Origin of the sequence: Vibrio sp. OPT41 (assembly GCF_015163595.1) — a bacterium.
Taxonomy (GTDB): Bacteria; Pseudomonadota; Gammaproteobacteria; order Enterobacterales; family Vibrionaceae; genus Vibrio; species Vibrio alginolyticus.
On the sequence record NZ_JADDYH010000038.1, the window covers coordinates 211,697 to 231,620 of the forward strand.

Sequence of the window (19,924 nt, forward strand, 5' to 3'; positions counted from 1 at the left end):
AGGGCGTAGTTGATGGTAAATCCATCAACCCTTGAGAATTAGGAAGTGGATCAAAGTAACGAACATTTCTGATGTCGTAACATCCCACTCAGCTCACAGGATTGTACGCTTTTTATACAAACTAGAATTAGGCGATGTGAGTTATTTCTAGTTTTCGCTAGCTTTTATATCTAAGTGACCGTATGGAATGGTTTTTCAGACGGACGCAAGCCCCAACAGTAGCGACATCATCCGGCATTCAAACGGTGTTTTTGATGCTGATGACATCATTCAGTAAGACGGCTTTCAAGGGGGCTTTACAAGAATGATCACGTTGCTGTCATTTGGGTATACATAAATAAGGACATAACTACTAATGTGGATTCCATCTAAGCTTACTCGACCAGGACGCCTGCACAATGCCATCGTGCGCCCACGAGTGTTGGACTTACTACAGCAAGCGCCTTACTACAAATTGGTTTTATTCCGATCCCCAGCAGGTTACGGAAAAACAACAATGGCAGCGCAGTGGCTATCCGATAAGCCAAACGTCGGTTGGTACAGCATTGATGACAGCGATAACGACGGCTTTCGCTTTGTAAACTATCTGCTTCAAGCATTAAACAAAGCCACCAACTTCAGTTGCGCTAACGCACAAAAACTGGCGGAAAAACGTCAGATCTCGTCTTTACGCTCCCTATTTAGCGAAGTATTCGCTGAAATGGCTGACTTTCATCAAGAGTGCTACGTGGTGCTTGATGACTACCATTTAATCACGAATGATGAAATCCATGAATCCATGCGTTTCTTTTTAAAGCACATGCCAGACAACCTCACCGTTGTGGTAACCAGTCGTGCAGCGCCGCCTCTGGGCACTGCAAACTTACGTGTTCGTGATTTAATGATCGAAATCGGCAACGAGATGTTGGCGTTTGATACCGAAGAAACCACTCGCTTCTTTAACCAGCGTATCGCCGATGGTATTGATGAAGACATGGCGAACAGCCTAAGAACCTATGTTGAAGGTTGGCCATCGGCGATGCAGTTGATCGCATTACAAGCCCAACATCAAAACCGCACATTGGCACAAACTGTAGAGTCGGTATCGCAGTTCAATCACGCGCACTTGTGGGATTACTTGGTCGAAGAAGTGTTTGACTTACTCGATCACGAAACTCGTCACTTTTTAATGCAAGTATCCGTGCTTGACCACTTCAATGATGAGCTAGTGTTTGCCCTTACCCAACGCGAAGATGCACTGGGAATGATTGAATCGCTTAACCGTTACGGCTTATTCATTTATCCGCTCGAAGGGGAACAGAACTGGTTCCGGTTCCATAACTTATTTGGCGAGTTTTTGTCTCATGAGCGCCAAGCTCGTATTCCTCAGCAAGAAAAAGATCTCCACCGCAATGCTGCTATCGCTTGGTTACAACAAAAAGCACCACACCAAGCGATTCATCATGCACAAAAATCGAATGATAAGGACTTAGTGGTAGAGATCCTAAACGAATTCGGCTGGAAGATGTTTAACCAAGGCGAACTCAGCACACTGGAAAGCTCAATTAACAAGTTGGACGATGATCTGTTGTTCAGCCACCCAAAACTTACGATGCTCCGAGCATGGTTGGCTCAAAGTCAGCATCGTTATAACCAAGTGGGCCACCTGCTTGAAGAAGCGGAAGAGGAACACAAAAAGCGTAACATTGCGTTAGATATTCATTATCAAGGTCAAGCAAACGCGTTGCTTGCTCAAGTGGCTATCAACAGTAACCAACCAGAAAAAGCTCTCGAATTAGCGGAGCTAGCGCTTAGCCAACTTGATAACACTATTTACCGTAGCCGAATTGTGGCGACTTCGGTTGTTGGTGAAGTTAACCACGTGCTAGGTAAACTAGACCGTGCTTTGCCGATGATGCAACAAACTGAAAAGCTAGCTCGTCAGTATCAGGTATATCACCAAGCGTTATGGGCAATATTGCAGCAAAGCGAGATTTTAATTGCACAAGGTTACGTGCAAGCGGCCTTTGAACTACAAGATTCCGCATTCCGTCTGATTGAAGATCAGCAGCTTCAGCATGTTCCTCTTCATGAATTTTTGCTGCGTATTCGCGCGCAAGTACTTTGGTGCTGGAACCGACTTGATGAAGCGGAAGAATGCGCGTACAAAGGTCTGCAAATTCTCGAAAACCATTCACCAAGCAAGCACTTACATAGCTATTCGATGTTGGCGCGTATTGCGATTGGACGCGGTGAATTAGACAAAGCTGGTAAATTCATTGAGCATATACAGCACTTGATGAAACAGTCGACTTATCACGTAGATTGGACTGCAAACGCTTCACTATCGTTGATTCTATTTTGGCAAGCGCGCGGGAATACCGATGCAATGCAAGAATGGCTCAACACTGCGGTTCGTCCTGAATCGGCATGCAACCACTTTTCTCAATTGCAATGGCGTAACATTGCCCGCGCCCACATTAACTTAGGCCAATATACCGACGCTCGTGCTGCGTTAGATTTCCTCCAAGGTGAAGCTCGTCGCACTAACCTAATCACAGATACTAATCGCAACTTAGTGGTTGAAGCGGTCCTTTCTGCTCGCCAAAAAGATGAGGAGCAAGCCAAGGCTCTGTTAAAAGAAGCATTAGTAATGACGAACCAAACTGGCATGGTCGGAAACTTCCTGATTGATGGTGCAACCATTGGCGGTCTGCTGGAGAAGTTGAGCCTCCGCCATGAACTGGGCGATCTTGAGCGTCACCGTGCTCAACAGTTAATGAAGGACATTTCATCGAATCAACGTAGCCGGTCGATTCACTTTGATGAAGACTTTATTGAAAAGTTGGTGAATCACCCTAATGTGCCAGAGCTAGTACGTACCAGCCCATTAACACAACGCGAATGGCAGGTTCTGGGACTGATTTATTCAGGCTTTAGTAACGAGCAAATCGCACAAGAGCTGGATGTGGCAGGTACGACAATTAAAACCCACATTCGCAACCTGTACCAAAAGCTTAATATTGCTAATCGTAAAGAAGCCATTGTGACAGCTGAAAATTTGCTGCAGTTGATGGGATACTGAACTGCTCGATAAACGGGTTAAAACGTAAAGTAAAACACAAGGGTTGGCGTAACACGTCAGCCCTTTTTTATGACTGACAGTAAGAGAAGTGCAATTTGCAAAGCACGTAAGTAACGTTGTTCATATAAAAAAATAGCCAACCGCAATAATCGCGATTGGCTTATATTTAGTGTGAACAAATTGTATTCACTAACAACGTCAGTTGGCTAGGTGACCCTCGGCTTAAGAAGGGTCGAGCAGTATTATGCATTAATCATGCCAAAATGCAAAGGCTTATTTTTGGGCACAAGATCTCATATAAGCTGGATTTATTCACGCGCAAATTATCAAAATGCAATTTTATAATGCAAATTGCAATTGCACAATGCAACCAAGATTGATAATTGATAGTAGAGTTAATCATCTCAAAAATGTAAACCAAGCATTAAAAGCTCGTTACGGCGGCATTGTCTCTTGGCGAGTAATAAAGATAGGCAATAGATTGGATATAAAACCAAGTAGTTACAGCACTATTTCATACTTTTTTCATCGCAATGTTTGTATACTCTCTGCCATCGAAACGACTTAGCATTAGAGCAATGAACTACTTAATTACTTTCTTCAAGGGAATCGCCATGGGTGCAGCAGATGTTGTACCTGGTGTATCTGGCGGCACCATCGCGTTTATCACTGGTATTTACGATACGCTGCTTGAAAGCATTCGACGCATTAACCCCTCACTTTTCTCTATCTGGCGAAAAGAAGGGGTTAAAGCCGCGTTTAATCACATCAACGGATTCTTCCTTATCGCTCTGTTTGCCGGCATTTTCACCAGTATTGCAACGCTAGCAAAGTTGATTACTTGGCTTCTTGACACACACCCGATCCCACTTTGGTCATTTTTCTTTGGTCTGATTTTAGTCTCTGTGTATCACATTATTCGTCAGGTTGAGCAACGCGATCTTGTCCGCTTTGTCATTCTGCTCGTTGGTGTCGGGTTTGCTTATAGTATTACTGTGCTCAAACCTTTACACATGGAACCAACGGCCATTAATACCTTATTCGCTGGAGCTATCGCGATTTGTGCGATGATCTTGCCGGGTATCTCTGGCAGTTTTATTTTGCTGCTGATTGGCATGTATGCTCCTGTATTAGCCGCAGTGAAAGGTTTTCAAGTCGATACATTAGCGCTATTTTTGTCTGGCTGCGTGATCGGTTTACTGTCCTTCTCTCACTTATTGTCGTGGTTACTACGCAAGTTCCGTGATTTCACCCTGATGTTTTTGACTGGATTAATGATTGGTACGTTGCCAAAGATTTGGCCATGGAAAGAAACCATCACTTGGCGCACCAATTCGAAGGGCGAACAAGTGCCATTGCTACAGCACAACCTATCACCATTTGAATTTGAACACGTGACATCACAACCTTCTCAGTTAGTACTTGCTGTCGTGATGATGCTTGCAGCCATTGCTCTGGTTTTAGGTCTAGAGAAATTCGCAGACTCAGATAAATAACTTTGGTATCAAACACATACTGAACCAAATAAAAACGGAGCCAATTGGCTCCGTTTTTATTTATTGGCTAAGGGCAAAACATCTCAATTGAAAACTCTGCTGTATTTGATGCAATAAAGTCCGTCGCGTTATAAGGAAGCTGGTCACCGAGGTATAACGCACAATTTACCGAGGTCACGAGTTGGCGAGCGGCGCATCTGTGCTACGATGCTCGTAATGTTAAGTGATAAATGCTGAACCTTAATGAAACTGTTACAAATCGCCGCTGTTTCAGCCGCATTAGTTGCGGGATTTTATGCCCCGACTCTAATAAAAAGCTTTTCTTCTTCCACTCAAAGCAAGTCAATAGATGAATACTGCTTTCTCTCTACAACCTCTTGCGTCCAAGAAAATGTTACGATGACGCTAAACTCAGAAACTGCTCAACCCTTGGTTCCTACCACTCTAAATGTTGAGTGGCATACAAGCGATGCTAAGCAACTCATCCTAAGTCTTTCAGGAAGAGAAATGGAGATGGGTGAGCCTAAGTTTTTGCTGAAGCAAATCGCTCCTGGCCAATATCAAGGTGACATCATTCTCCCGGTTTGCACGGAGGATGCAATGACTTGGGTTGGTGAACTCAGTGATGGAGAGAATACCGTTTACCCTGCTATAAAAATGCAAAGATAAGGAATCGTTATGAGCCGCAATTGGTCCCTATTTCTCGTAGCTGCTTTCGCACTCGGGTTTGGCGTAAAGAGCTATTTAGATAATCAGAAAACGAAGCCAGAGCAAGTGGACAGTTCCACCTCTCAACAAACGGTATTGTTTGGGGAAAATAACCAAGCCGTCAATATCTTCGATGTGAATGACCCTCGCATCCGAGTCGTCTATTTTGGCTTTACTCGCTGCCCAGACGTTTGCCCAACTTCTCTTGCAATGTTGGCAGGAGCACTGAATCAAATTGATGACGCGCAAAAAGCACAACTACGCCCGATGTTCATTTCTTTAGACCCAGAGCGTGATGAGGCCGATGCATCAGCAAAATATGCCCATTACTTCCATCCAATGATTGAAGGCCTATCGGCACCACTTGATGTAACGACACCTTTGGCACACAACTATGGTGTCATTTTCCGCAAGACAGAATTGGAAGGCTCGGAACTAAAGTACACGCTGGATCATAGCTCTTACTTTTACTTCTTGAAGCCGGATGGCACGTTAATCACTAAAGTACCGCATACGCTCTCGCCGGCACCGATTGTTGAAGCCATTTCAAAACTAACGACCGAAGGCTCTTCAAATGACGGTTAAGTCAGTGCTGAAGCAATTTTTCAATTTCCTAACTCATACCAACCCCAATGTCGAACAAGACGTCGATACGATCATTGACGCCATTGGGGGCATAGAGAACCTGCTAGAAACTGGTGCATGTGCGACTCGGCTGCGTCTTACCCTCAGAGCGACGTCCGTCATCGATAAGAACGCACTCAAAAATCATGACGCGCATGGCGTCGTGATATTGGATGATCGTCATGTCCAAATCATATACGGCTTAAAAGCCAACACGTATTCGCAAATTATGGAAGAGCGCATCACAAAACAAAGTTAATATTTTTGCAGTATAGCTACCCTCTTTAAAAAACGGCGGCTATACTCTTTTGGCTTAATTAACTCACTTATTTATTAACCAACGAAGAGGACACAAGATGATTGTATTGAATAACACTAACTGGGCATCGCAAGGGTAACCCTAACAGCACCAACTCTGTGGCATAGCCACAACTCCCCTTCTCTGCCCGGTCTTCACCGGGGTCAACTCTATCCGAATTAGACCCTAATGCGATTTGTATTAAGGCGCTTTGTTGCGTCTGGGATAATTCAATAATGAATCAAACACATACTTTTTGTGACACATTAGTTTCAACTTCAAACCCTCTAAAACAATTGGGTTGGAAACCATTTTTTCAGCAACAACTGACATTAGACGATTACGACAACACTATCTTTGCTCGTGTAATTGCGCATCACCGAAGTGGTTATTTATTGGCAACAGAAACTGGGCAAGTTCATCTTAATGCCCACCATTCTTTACCCAATATGACCGTCGGAGACTGGGTAATCTTAAATGAAGATCAGCAATTTGTTCGCTTACTGGATCGCTTGAGCCTCTTTAGCCGCAAAGCCGCTGGCAGCAAAGTGGCAGAGCAACTTATCGCAGCCAATGTGGATACAGTGTTTATCGTCTGTTCCCTTAACGACGACTTCAATTTAAGTCGTATTGAACGTTATCTTGCCTTGGCTCATGAAGCCGAAGTCGAACCCGTCATCGTGCTTTCCAAAGCCGATTTGTGTGACAATACTGATGAACTAAAAAGCCAAGTACAGAAGCTCGACCCTCTATTAGCTATAGAGACAGTCAACGGCTTAGAAATAGAGAGTGCTTCTAAACTCATGACCTGGTGCAAAGAAGGACAAACCCTCGCTTTTATCGGTTCTTCAGGCGTTGGCAAATCAACTCTTGTTAATGCATTACTCGGGCAACAAGAACAGGCAACTGGGCATATTCGTGAAGACGATAGCAAAGGGCGACATACAACTACATCGCGCTCTATCCATCTATTACCTGATGGCGGCATCTTGATTGATACTCCGGGAATGCGCGAGCTTCAACTAGCAGATTGTGAATCGGGGGTCAGTGAGGCATTTTCTGACATTGAGGCGCTCGCTCAGCGTTGTCGCTTTGGCAATTGTAAGCACCAAACTGAGCCAGGCTGCGCAGTTCAAACTGCGATTGCAAATGGCAAACTGGAGGTTCGTCGTTTCAATAACTATCAAAAACTATTGCGAGAACAAGCCTTTAACCGCGCGACTTTGGCAGAGCAACGAGCTCAAAGTCGACAATTCGGTAAACTTGCTCGCAATGCCATGAGTGATAAGCGCAGGCGCCAACAAAGTTATTAATTTGTTGCGTTTGAGTTGTCAATAAAATCAAAGGAGACGAAAGTCTCCTTTTTAACAACTTTATTAAAAACCATTACTCATAACTAATGATAATTTTCAACATAAAAATCTTATTTAAATAACATTGAGCAAACATTTAATCCAAAAACAAACTAAAACTAGACACAAAATATTACCAAGCTAAGATATGTGATATTCAGCAAGAAAATGGCTGAATTTATAAAAACAGGATAATTGATAATCATGTGTCTTAGTGACCAGAAGCAATGCTCACCCCTTGTAATATAAGGGCATTATCGCCGTGTAATGATGGACTATTGCCCTGCCACTCTGGCATAAAATTGCAGGAATGATGTATGCAACACAACAGCCTCGTTGCCCGATATGCTCGTGGTAACCTCGTCGTCCAGATCCTTGTCGGTATCGTCTTTGGTATTTTGCTCGCGACAATTTCTCCAAGCCATGCCGAAAGGGCGGGATTAATTGGTAGCCTTTTTGTCGGTGCGCTTAAAGCGATCGCGCCAATTCTTGTGTTTATTTTGGTTGCCGCTTCAATTGCAAACCAAAAGAAAAACCAACACACTTACATGCGCCCAATCGTTGTACTGTACCTGATGGGTACATTCTTCGCGGCGCTATCAGCAGTGGTTCTAAGCTTCCTTTTCCCGACCAATTTAACGCTTGTCACCGGCGCTGAAGGTGCAACGCCTCCTCAAGGTATTGCTGAAATTCTACGCACATTGTTGTTTAAACTGGTCGACAACCCAGTAAATGCACTAGTAGAAGCAAACTACATCGGCATTCTTGCTTGGGGTGTGGGTCTGGGTCTTGCACTACACCACGCATCGGCAACAACGAAGGCCGTATTTGAAGATCTAAGCCACAGCGTGTCTCACATTGTGCGCTTTATCATTCGTCTTGCACCATTTGGTATCTTTGGCTTGGTTGCTTCAACGTTTGCGACAACAGGCTTTAGCGCGCTAGCAAGCTACGCACACCTTCTGGCGGTTCTTCTTGGCGCAATGATGATCATCGCACTCGTTGTAAACCCGGCGATCGTGTTCGTTAAAACCAAACAAAACCCTTACCCACTTGTATTCCGTTGTCTACGTGAAAGTGGTGTAACAGCGTTCTTCACTCGTTCAAGTGCAGCGAATATTCCAGTAAACATGGCACTATGTGAGAAGCTAAAACTGGACGAGGATACATACTCAGTATCTATTCCTCTAGGTGCGACCATCAACATGGCTGGTGCTGCAATCACTATCACAACACTAACGCTTGCAGCTGTGCACACTATGGGTATCGAAGTTGATCTACTGACTGCGCTACTGCTCAGTATTGTGGCTGCGGTTTCTGCATGTGGCGCATCAGGTGTTGCAGGTGGCTCTCTACTACTTATCCCACTTGCGTGTGGCCTGTTTGGTATCTCAAACGACGTAGCAATGCAGGTTGTAGCGGTTGGCTTCATTATCGGTGTGATTCAAGACTCTGCAGAAACTGCGCTAAACAGCTCAACAGACGTTGTCTTTACGGCAGCAGTTTGTAAATCAGAGCAGCAAAAAGCTCAGTAAGACTGACAGAACAAATAGAAAGGGGAGCCGATGATGGCTCCCCTTTTTTGTTTAATTGCGCTCAATTACGCGGTGACCAAAGCCACTTCTTCAATCAGGAAGTGTTTGCTTGGTTCAACAAACTCTTGCTGCGCAGCAATAGTTTGCAGTTCCCACTCACCCGCATGGTACGTTGCACTCAACACCCCGTAACACGCGTCGTGACAATGTTGGAAAGCTTGTTTAGGAGACCAGCCTTTTAAGAGTCCCGCGGTAAAGATAGCTGAAATAAGATCGCCCACGCCAACAGGTTGTTTAGCAAACTCAAATTGAGGACGCTTCGCAAGGTAAATGCCTTCTTGCGTAGCCAATAGCATGTTGAAGCTGCCATTTTCTAGGCAGTAAAGGTGCTTAACTAGCACCACTTTTGGACCTTTCTCTAGCGCACGTTGGCATGCGGTGATCGCATCGTCTAATGAGTGGATTTCCATCTCAGCAAATTGACTTAGCTCGAATTGGTTCGGAACGATCACGTCCGCCTTTGGCATCAAACGCGTTAGAAGATTTTCAGCAATGCCCGGAGCCACAATGCAGCCTTTGTCTGGCGCGCCCATCACAGGGTCGCAAACGTAAAGTGCGTTCGGGTTCGCTTGCTTCACTTTCGTCACGGTATCTTCAACAGCAAGGCACTGCTCTGCGCTACCTTGGTAGCCCGTCAATACCGCTTGGCACTTTTCCAGCGCGCCGATGTTACCAAGTCCACGAACTAACTCGCTGATGTCTTCAGCCGCAAACGCTCGCCCAGTCCAGCCTTCTTGATACTGCGTGTGGTTAGAAAATTGAACGGTATGAATCGGCCATACTTCGAAACCCATGCGTTGCATTGGGAAAACAGCACTGCTGTTACCAGCATGACCAAAAGAAACATGAGATTGTATAGAGAGGATACCTTGCATAGTACCTTACCTCTTATTGTAGTTATCGATAGTTCAAAGACAGCGGCAAGCGCCAGTTTTGCGAAACCAGTAGTGTATCCGACAAACCAAGATTCTCTAACTCAATTCTCCTCAATATCTTCAGAGTAAGTTGGCGCGCTGGTTTTCAACACCATCTTCTTAATTTCCATTTTGTCTTTATTCAGTGCGATTTCTAGGGTATCTCCTTCCCTTATCCCGAGCTGAGCTAGGATTACGCTTGGAATGACTACGGCGGTGTCGTCACCGATTTTAACAGGTTGACTTATCATCTTTCGTCCTCCAAATGTCGAAAATGAGTTTTCACGTCATTGGATGTCTAGCCTCAAATACATTAAGCTGACTTGGATTTGGCGTAACATTTTAAAGACAAAAGAAAAGCCTCAATCTTGAGGCTTTTGGATAAGATAGGTTATGGTTGAAGGAAGTTTTGAGTGAAATCGAGCGCCTCTTTAGAAAGTTTTTTTTCGTTGGGCGATGTGCTTACCTGACCTTCTGCTGTTACCGTTGTCATGTTAGGCTGAAAATCTAGTGTTGATGCCTCCTCCCAAGCCTCGGAGGCTTCTTTACTCTCGTCATTCAACACCGCATTGAGCTCCTCTTCCGCAGGAAAATACGCTTCGCGTTTGTACACTTTGTTAAGGGCTCGAATAATAGAGTGCTTTCTCACCATTCCTGAGGCCAGCTTTCTTTGCAACGGCTTCGCTATGGACTGCAATCCAACGACAACATCAACACCAATATTGGTCGCCACTTCATCACGCAACGTACGCGCAGGTTGGTAGCCCATATTGGCAGAAAGAAACAGCCAAACGTAAGCAATTGCATTACCCGTTTTACCTTTATCCTTCCACGCTTCGCCAGCATGATACATCGCTTTAGCACTGCCACCTTCCGCGGCCCGTTCCAGCCAGTAGCAACCTTTAACCATGCTTTTTTCTGTACCAATGCCATTTAGGTAACATAAGCCGACTTGGATCTTGCCATCTGCACTGTCTTTTTCCGCCGCTTTCATAAACCAGTAAAGCGCATCTGCACTGCGTCCTGCACTATTGTCTGGTGAAAGCTGCCATTCCCCCATATAAATCATGGCATCAATGCAGCCTTCTTCGGCGGCAGTTTCAATCAGTTGGTTACCTTTTGGGATATTTTTTTCAGTTCCTCGACCAAAGACCAAGGCCTTGCCCGTCGAAAATTTCGCTTCGGTATCCCCTTCCATTCCCGCAATTGCGGTACGCCAGAAGTTTGCCTGCTCTTTTAAAATCACATCTTCGCGCATGCGTTCACTTAAGCGAACAATGCCGTACATCCCCGTCACATTGTCCAATTTAGCGGCTTTATCATACCAATACAGCGCTTGACGAATGTTGTCCTTTTCGGCTTCTTTCGCTAGAAATAAAATGGTGGGGATATGCCCGGTTTCTGCTTTGAACTCTCGCTCTTTACGCTCTTGCTCTCGCGCTTTATGCATCGCCTTTCGATAAGCGGCTTCGCGAGCTTTCCTCTCTGCCTCGAGTCTCTGTTTCCGCATCGACAACGAGATCATCCACACAAATATCAGGACGAGTGAAAGGCCAGTTGCCGCAATGGCAATGCCCATACTACTCATAAATAGCCTCTTTTGGTTTCAGGGCCCAATTCAACTCCCTTTCAGGGAAATCTTATGATTACGCGCCGACGTAACGCCGACTACCTTCATTATATAACGACCACTTAGCGAAAATCTGAAGCTTGCGAAGACTTAATGGCGGTATTTTATTCAACATCACTGCAACTTATTTTTAAAAGAAAAATATAGCCCTCATTTTTATAGAACTTAATCACGGTTTTGGGGCTGAGACATTCTCATCCCCTATCATCCCCCCTTACTCCTCCCATAAAAATTCACATTTTAATGATGTGCAGAACCTCTCACTATGCGCCTGTTTTATTATTTAATTTGTGAACAAAATCGACTGTGACAGAAAATTTGCACCTGTAAAAAACTTAACAGCCTGCTCTCACATTTTGCTGATGATTCAGTGTATTAGCATCTAATTGAACATTTCCTTTTTTGGCATCTGCCTTTCTAGCGTGTGCAAAACCTTCTTGATGATTGAGTCAGCGAAGGCAGCGCGCAGCTCAATATCAATTCAATAACAATGGATTTGTAAACGTGGACAATAAGACATTTAAATTATCAACAATTGCCAAAACCGTACTGCCTTTGATTTCCGTCGCGGTAATCAGCGGTTGTGGTAGTGATAGCACGAACGAAGATACGACGAACCCTGGCTCAGGCTTGTACCCTGCGGGAGAGAACGAAGTCGTCATTTATTACAAACGTGATGTAGCATCAGCTTCAACAGCAAGCGACTACGAAGGTTGGGGCTTGCACCTATGGAACGGTGAGGGCTGTACCAGCACAGATTTAGACGCAATGGGCATTCCGGGAACAGGAACGGATTGGTCTGCGCCACACCCATTCGATGGCATCAACGACACCTACGGTGCTTACTACGTACTGAAAATAAACCCTGACGCCTCTGACCCACACGAATGCATGAACTTCATTCTGCACAAAGGTGATGAGAAAGCGTTCGGCAGCGCAAACTCAAAAGTAGAGTTGACGAAAATCGGCGAATCGAAAGGTTTGTTTGGCTTCCACGGCAGCAGTGAACTTTACTACGAGCCAATAGAAGAGCGCCCTGTTGATATTGATGGTCAAAAAGCCCATTGGTTAGACGCCAACACCATCGCATGGGAAGCGGCGACCAGTGCGGATTCCATGAAGCTGTTCTACAGCCTTAGCAATGACATCAAAATGGATGAAGACAAGCAAATCTCTGGCGGTACAGCCGTTGAGCTGACAAAAGCTGGTGAGTTGTCTGATGGTCTGAAATCACGCTTCCGTCACCTTGCTAGCCTTCAAGCTGCGGGTATCGATGTCGATGACGCGACCTTGCGTACGATCCTGAAGTCACAAATTGTTATGGTGGCTTACAACGCAAATGGTGACGTCATTTCTGCAACTGAAATGCAAAAGCCGGGCGTTTTGGATGCGGTGTTTGCCGATTCCAAGGCAGGTAACGCGATCGGTCAAGAACTCGGTGCGATTGTGGAAGGCGGTGCCGCAACCTTCAAACTATGGGCACCAACTGCCCAAGATGTTGATCTGATAATCTACGATGAAAACTTAGCAGAAGAAGCGACCGTTGCCATGACGGAAGACCCAGCAACAGGTATCTGGGTTTCTGAGGCACAAAGCAACGTTGTCAACAAATACTATCGCTACCAAGTTAAAGTATACCACCCAACAACTGGCGTCGTTGAAACGCGTTTGGTAACAGACCCATATTCAATGAGCTTGTCTAAGAACTCACGATACTCGCAAGTGGTTGATTTAGATGATCCAAGCTTAATGCCTCAAGATTGGAAAAACTACGCACGCCCAACGGTTAAAAAAGACGAAGACCACGTCCTTTACGAGTCACACATTCGTGATTTCAGCTTTAACGACAGCAAAGGCACACCAAGTCTTGATGGCAAATATCTGGCGCTTACAGAACCTGAGCGTGAGTCTGTATCTCACTTACAAGCCCTGAAAGATGCTGGCCTAACAACGCTACATATCCTGCCTGCGTTTGATATTGCAACCGTGGATGAAGACGCTGACCAGCGAGTCGATATCACCGACACCGTGGGTAAACTTTGTGGCATCAAGCCAGAAGCCTCCATTTGTGAGACCGAAGATGACGGCAAAGTGATTGAAGAGGTATTAAATAGCTACGACCCAACAACGGGCAAAGCACAAGCGTTGATGAACGATCTTCGCATGCTAGACAGCTTCAACTGGGGTTACGACCCTTACCACTACACCGTGCCAGAAGGCAGTTATGCGACCGATCCTAACGGGTCTAAGCGTATTCTTGAGTTCCGCGAAATGGTTCAAGCGACGCATAAAATGGATCTGAAACTGGTCATGGACGTCGTGTACAACCACACAAATGCATCTGGTGTGAACGAAAAATCAGTACTGGATAAGATTGTCCCTGGGTACTACCACCGCCTAAACGTCAACACTGGCGGAGTCGAAAACTCAACCTGTTGTGATAACACCGCAACCGAGAACTTGATGATGGGTAAACTAATGGTTGACTCATTGATGGTATGGGCGGATGACTATAAAGTCGATGGTTTCCGTTTTGACCTTATGGGCCACCAGCCGAAAGATGTGATGGTTTACGCACTTGAAAAAGTCCGTGAAATTGATCCGAATACTCTGTTCTACGGCGAAGGTTGGGACTTCGGTGAAGTCGCGCAAAACGCTCGCTTCGATCAGGCGACACAAGTCAACATGGCGGGGACAGAAATCGGTACTTTCTCTGATCGTCTGCGTGACGCAGTTCGTGGCGGAAGCCCGTTTGATGGCGGTGTAGATTCTGAAGGTAAGCACCCACTTCGCTTTAACCAAGGCTTTGGTAACGCCGCTTATCCTAACGAAGAAACCAAAACTGACGCAGAGTCGGTGAATGGTCGTTTACACAACCAAGACCTGGTTCGTCTAGGTATGGCTGGTAACTTGGCTGACTACATCCTTCTTGATTACAAAGGCGAAACCAAACTGGGTAAAAACGTTGATTACAATGGTGCGCCTGCAGGCTACACAAAAGTGCCATCAGAGAACATCTCTTACGTGTCTAAGCACGACAACCAAACATTGTGGGATAACAACGCCTACAAGATTGCGACAGGCACTTCATCTGCCGAACGTGCACGTATGCAGGCTGTGTCCCTATCAACGGTGATGCTTGGTCAAGGCATTCCATTCATCCACATGGGTTCTGAGCTATTGCGCTCTAAATCCATGCAGCGCGACTCGTACGATTCTGGTGACTGGTTCAACCGTGTATTCTTCGACGGAAGCGACAATAACTGGAACGTTGGTCTACCACGTGAAGACAAAGACGGTGCAAACTGGGAGCTGATCAAAACCATCGTTGGTGACAGCACGGCGAAACCAGATTCAACCGACATCGAGCTGACTAAGCAACAATTCCTAGAGCTACTAAAAATCCGTAGCACAAGCGAACTGTTCCGCCTAGATACCGCGCAAGAAGTGATGAACCGTGTGGACTTCCGCAACGTAGGGAAAGACCAAGTGGAAGGCTTGATTGTGATGTCTATCGACGATGGTACATCAGCAGGTGCCGATTTAGATTCGAACTACGATGCTGTCGTGGCCGTTGTGAACTCAACATCAACTGAGAAGTCTTTCAAAGTTGCTGGCGCAACTGGTTTCGAGTTACATGAAGTTCAACAAAACTCTGCGGATGACATCGTGAAAGGTGCAAGCTTCACCAATGAAACGTTCACAGTACCAGCACTGACAACAGCGGTATTCGTGCAGCCACAAAACGGCGCACAAGGTGCTGGCCTACCAGTAAACACGGATAACAAAGACGTATCGAGCATTCCTCCTTACGGCGAAACCGTTGTTTACGTGAAAGGCACGATGAACGAGTGGTCTGATAGCAGTGATTGGGCGATGACCTTTATTGGCAACGGTATGTACTCTGTAACTGGCGTTCTTGAAGCTGGTGAACACGAGTTCAAATTCGCGGACTCTGGTTGGGCAAATCCAAACATCGGTTGTGATATTGCGAATATAGCTTCTGGTTCACTAGACTTAGGTTCAGAAGGTAACTGTAAGCTGTCTGTTGCTGAAACAGGTAAGTACAACTTCACTCTGAACGCGCTACATGTTCAAGATGAAAGCGTAGAAAAACCGGTCGTGTCAGTGACCAAGTCAGCAGATGCACCAACATTCGGTGAAACAGCACTTTACTTACGTGGCACTATCACTACATGGGATGCTCCAGCACAAGACTCAACTGCGAAGTTCAGCTATGTAGCAAATGACGTTTACTCGCTAGACATTACCCTAGCGGCGGGCAACTACGAGATGAAAGTTGCGAGCGCAGACTGGGCAGCAGACACCAACTTCGGTGGCGAAGGCAGTGTTGAGCTTGGTAAAGCGCTAACGATGGAAGTCGGTGGCGGTAGTGCAAACCTGAAAATTGCGATTGCAGAAGCAGGAAATTACAACTTCCACTTCAACGCGGCTGACAAGTCGGCGCCAATCGTGACGGTAACCAAAAACTAGTTTCATTTAAAAACATCCGTAATGAAAAAGGGGAAGCATCACGCTTCCCCTTTGTTTTATTGGCGTCACTAAATGGTGGATACCAAAATCAAAAAGGTGTTAGTTTCCCCAAATCTGTTCAACAAACTCAGGATGATCAATGAATGGATTACGATTGCCCTGAAAATCAAACACTTGTTGATTGCGATTTCGTTCTTTTTCACTAACGGGATCATTTTTGTGCCAACGCTTAAGCATGTTTAACACCCAAGGTTCAAAAACCGTCGAACTTGAACCATCAAGGACAGCATCCGCATTGCTTGAGTTACCTTCCCAATTACCTACAACATTTTCATAACGGGTCGCCATGTAGAAATAAGCACGGGCGAAGTCGCCCTTAAACTCATCAATCGGCTCAAACACCGTACCGAAGTAGCCCAGACTAGTGCTTGCTTGGCCAAGTTTAGAGCCATTACTAGACACGTAGGTCGCGGTGCCCACTTCACCAAATGGCCAATTACTGCGCTTCGCGTTTACATAACCATCAGTCGCAAACAAGTGATGACCGTCTGAGTTCATCGGCTCAACCTTACCGCCAAACCAGCTTTTCGGAAAAGAGTGCTCACGGTTGTAGCAATCCCCTTCCGTTTTGTATTGGCCACATTGGTCTGTGACTTTGGTAAAGCTTACTGTATCGCTAGCAGATGGCTTTTCAGAATACATATCGAGAATAGAGCCATCATTTTCGTAATAACGATCAATATCGGCATCTTTTACCAAGGCCCACACCGCAGAATAACCTCGGCTGGAGTGATTATTGATAATGTTAAACAGCGCCGTTTTTAGAGCGTAGCCCGTCTTACCAGATGCCGCTTGATAGTAACCATCAACCACTGGTGGGGTCGTGGTTGAGTCACCTAACGTAAAATCGGTGGTTTCACTTTTCGAGAATTCAGCGCCAGAAGCAAGAGTCTTATCTCCCTCAGTCAGAATGTACGACCCCGCGCCACTGCCACAACAAATGCCGTCACCATACTCGTCTTGAATCGTGAATTGGTAGTTACCGTCAGCTAAGCACATGCTCTTTTCAACAGAGGTTGACGACTCATACCCCTGACCAGAGAAAAGCACTTGCGCTTGGCTATTTTTCAACTCCCAGCTAGTTTCTGAGCCATAGTTGTCCGTCGTGAGTGTAAGAACCACCTCATGATCACTACAATTTTCTACAGGAGGTTGTGTACTTGCCTCGGTCGGTTGAAAATTATCGACGTAGACAACTTCTGAGCCATCAAAACTGGCTTCATCGTAAAAACGCAAACCGACGTTGATGGTCTTGTTCGAGCTCGCTGTGTAATTGTGCACGAGCTCTTGCCACTGGTTTATCTGTTGTGGGTTCGAGTAATTGTGATAACCATCAACCACCAGACGTGCTTTTACATTTCCTTCGGTGTGATAAACCGAGACAGAAAACGGATAGGTTTTCCCTTGCTCCACATTAATGGTTTGCAAAAGGTCAGTGTTGCTTTGGGTACCTGTATTCACGACGACTTGAGCAGCCAGGCCGCCCGATTTGATTTGTTCGCTGCTTGGCGACACCGCGATGCCAGCGTCAATCACTGACCACTGCGTAGGTACATTGCCATTCCACTGTTCAAAGTCACCGTTGATAATTTGGCTATATGCAAACGGAGAGCTAACAGCAGCAAGGAGACAGAGGGAGTTCGTTATGGATTTCATTATACTTTTCCATTAGTTATATAAATCCCAAACACGATAAACATATTAGTGGGGCATAAGTAATCCTTCAGTCACATTTTTACGTTGCACAAGTGTTAATTTACTTTTTAATGTGCAGCTTATCTCACAAATATCCATCTGCTGAAAACAAACGCCAATACAAAAAGCGAAGCAACTTGTTGGCTACATCGTCGTAAAACCATTAAGGGAAAAGTAAAACAGACAGAAAAAAGCCAAGTATGCGCCTATGGGGGTCAGCAACAACACTTGGCTTGTTTATAAGAAAGCTTGTGGTCAGCTCAACTGGTGAGCATCAATTCTGGATAATTCCTTAAGGTTTTACCGCAAAGAATCGTCCTTGTAGTGGCGACATCAGAATCTGATATTGACCATTGCTCGGAGTAATTTTTTCATTCGTGAGCAAATCCACCAACTCACCAGTACCAACACTCTCCTGAGTAAGAGTGACGCTTCTAGCGCTCTCTAAGGTATTTAGCGCAAACAAGACTTTGTCCGAACCAGATTGTTTCAAGTCCACATAACTGCCGTTACTCGCAACTAAATTCGTGCGTGACCCTTGATAAAGTGCAGGATGCGCATCGCGCATTGTCATCAGCGATGTCACATAAGATTTGAGATCGGCTTGGTTTGCATCAAGCGTCGCCGTCACGCCTTCAATTTTCGCACTGCTGCGCGCAACGTGATCATCGCACAAACCTTGAATGGCACAGGTGCTGTTGTCTTCTTTTGCGGCAAAACCATCCACTTGATCCCCGATTTCATCACCGTAGTACAACGTGATTGGCCCGGTGTACGCCGCTTGGAAAGCAAACGCGGCTTTATGGCGTAACCAATATTCTGCATCATTCACATCCGCCAAGTTTCCGCGCTGTAACAAGTCACCAAAGCGCACTAAATCATGGTTGCCGATCATCAAATTCGGCTGCGCATGTGTTGGATATTGGTTGTGTGTGCTGTAGCCGTTGTCTAACCAATCCACACCGCGACCACCCACGCCGCTCTCATTCACGGCCAAAGTTTCAACGATGCGATATCGCATAGGGAAGTCAAACGCAGAGCACAATGCTGGATCGCTGTTCGATCCATACGCCTCATTCGCAATCTCAGACTCCCCTTTCCAAATCTCTGCCACCATGTAACCCAACGGATTCACTTGATCGCCTTTGCTATTGGTGTACGTCACACTTTGTGAGGCTTCATCGACGGCTTTACGAAGTTGTGTCCAAGCGTCTGTCGGAACTTGATAGGCTTGATCTAAACGCCAGCCGTCAATCTTGAGTTCTTTGATCCAATACGTCGCCACCTCTTTGTAGAAATCGAGACTGGCTGGGTAATCCACGGGATTGCTTGAGCCTGAAGGCAACAAGCCGGAAGGCGAGGGTTTGATCAAACCATTCTTATGGTGGCCAAATACGCCATCAAAAAATACGTACAGACCGCGTTTGTGTGCTTCTTCGACTAAAGTTTTCGCGGTCGCTAAGTCACCAAATTTGGGGTCGATTTTAAAGTAATCTGTCGCAAAATAGCCGGTGGCGTCCAAACGATCCGCCCAATGATCTTGTCCTGCTATCTCTTCTGACTCAAAAACTGGCGTCAACCAAATCGCATTCATCCCTAAGTCTTGGATGTAATCGAGTGAATCAATCACTCCTTGCAAATCGCCGTTATGATGGCTGGTGCCATAACCTGTACCGTGACCAATGCTCGCATCACCATCCACAAAACTCTCTACCATGATTTGATAAGTACGAAGTTGGTTACTTTGCGCCATGACATTGGCTTGGCAAGCATAACTGGTATCCGGTAGCGGAGTGCTGCTATTAGTGTCGCCACCACCAGAAGAATTACACGCAGATAAAGCACCAATCACACTTAACGCAAGCAACGATCGAGACAGGCGATGGTTACGTAGGATATTACGCATTTTATTCTCCCTAACTTACTCAAATAAACTACGGAAATTTGAGTAATAAAATTAACCCCGACATGTGTTTCATGCAGGGGTTAATAAA

Annotated in this window: 13 protein-coding genes; 8 read left to right on the forward strand and 5 right to left on the reverse strand. The window is 45.6% G+C overall.

Going from position 1 to position 19,924, the window contains the following annotated elements:
• The first annotated feature begins 355 nt into the window (after positions 1-355).
• The 7 genes from malT to sstT all read left to right on the forward strand — a co-directional run bounded on the left by malT (position 356) and on the right by sstT (position 9,077).
• Entirely contained in the window at positions 356-3,064 is a 2,709-nt protein-coding gene (gene malT, locus IQP38_RS17100; RefSeq protein WP_005374834.1) for an HTH-type transcriptional regulator MalT, read from the forward strand.
• A gap of 578 nt (positions 3,065-3,642) precedes the next feature.
• Positions 3,643-4,560 carry a DUF368 domain-containing protein gene (locus tag IQP38_RS17105; RefSeq protein WP_031778872.1) on the forward strand — a complete coding sequence of 306 codons (918 nt, stop codon included), beginning with the start codon at positions 3,643-3,645 and terminating at the stop codon, positions 4,558-4,560.
• Between the two features lie 243 nt (positions 4,561-4,803).
• Positions 4,804-5,229 carry a hypothetical protein gene (locus IQP38_RS17110; RefSeq protein ID WP_025768641.1) on the forward strand — a complete coding sequence of 142 codons (426 nt, stop codon included), beginning with the start codon at positions 4,804-4,806 and terminating at the stop codon, positions 5,227-5,229.
• A gap of 9 nt (positions 5,230-5,238) precedes the next feature.
• On the forward strand, positions 5,239-5,853 hold the full coding sequence (locus IQP38_RS17115) for an SCO family protein (RefSeq protein ID WP_042522188.1): 615 nt from the start codon (positions 5,239-5,241) through the stop codon (positions 5,851-5,853).
• The gene (locus IQP38_RS17120) at positions 5,843-6,151 is read left to right on the forward strand and encodes a PTS transporter subunit EIIB (RefSeq protein ID WP_053350190.1); all 309 of its coding nucleotides are present in this window, start codon (positions 5,843-5,845) and stop codon (positions 6,149-6,151) included. Before IQP38_RS17115 ends, IQP38_RS17120 begins: the two co-directional genes overlap by 11 nt.
• Positions 6,152-6,426: 275 nt before the next feature.
• Complete coding sequence (gene rsgA / locus IQP38_RS17125; RefSeq protein WP_053350189.1) at positions 6,427-7,503, forward strand: ribosome small subunit-dependent GTPase A; 1,077 nt, start codon at positions 6,427-6,429, stop codon at positions 7,501-7,503.
• Positions 7,504-7,859: 356 nt separating this feature from the next.
• On the forward strand, positions 7,860-9,077 hold the full coding sequence (gene sstT, locus IQP38_RS17130; RefSeq protein WP_193837788.1) for a serine/threonine transporter SstT: 1,218 nt from the start codon (positions 7,860-7,862) through the stop codon (positions 9,075-9,077).
• 65 nt (positions 9,078-9,142) lie between these two features.
• Here the strand turns inward: sstT and pdxY are convergent, their stop codons facing one another.
• The 3 genes from pdxY to IQP38_RS17145 form a co-directional block, all read right to left on the reverse strand.
• On the reverse strand, positions 9,143-10,012 hold the full coding sequence (gene pdxY, locus IQP38_RS17135) for a pyridoxal kinase PdxY (protein WP_053350188.1): 870 nt from the start codon (positions 10,010-10,012) through the stop codon (positions 9,143-9,145).
• Positions 10,013-10,113: 101 nt separating this feature from the next.
• Positions 10,114-10,302 carry an AbrB/MazE/SpoVT family DNA-binding domain-containing protein gene (locus IQP38_RS17140; RefSeq protein WP_017634469.1) on the reverse strand — a complete coding sequence of 63 codons (189 nt, stop codon included), beginning with the start codon at positions 10,300-10,302 and terminating at the stop codon, positions 10,114-10,116.
• 140 nt (positions 10,303-10,442) lie between these two features.
• Entirely contained in the window at positions 10,443-11,639 is a 1,197-nt protein-coding gene (locus IQP38_RS17145; RefSeq protein WP_104976397.1) for a tetratricopeptide repeat protein, read from the reverse strand.
• Between the two features lie 546 nt (positions 11,640-12,185).
• Between IQP38_RS17145 and pulA the strand changes: the two genes are divergently transcribed.
• Positions 12,186-16,175, forward strand: coding sequence for a pullulanase-type alpha-1,6-glucosidase (gene pulA / locus IQP38_RS17150; protein WP_193837789.1), 3,990 nt, complete (start codon positions 12,186-12,188; stop codon positions 16,173-16,175).
• Between the two features lie 99 nt (positions 16,176-16,274).
• Here the strand turns inward: pulA and IQP38_RS17155 are convergent, their stop codons facing one another.
• Together IQP38_RS17155 and IQP38_RS17160 are read right to left on the reverse strand one after the other, a co-directional pair.
• Entirely contained in the window at positions 16,275-17,891 is a 1,617-nt protein-coding gene (locus IQP38_RS17155) for an endonuclease (RefSeq protein WP_193837790.1), read from the reverse strand.
• Between the two features lie 331 nt (positions 17,892-18,222).
• Entirely contained in the window at positions 18,223-19,836 is a 1,614-nt protein-coding gene (locus IQP38_RS17160) for an alpha-amylase family glycosyl hydrolase (protein ID WP_017820115.1), read from the reverse strand.
• Positions 19,837-19,924 lie beyond the last annotated feature (88 nt).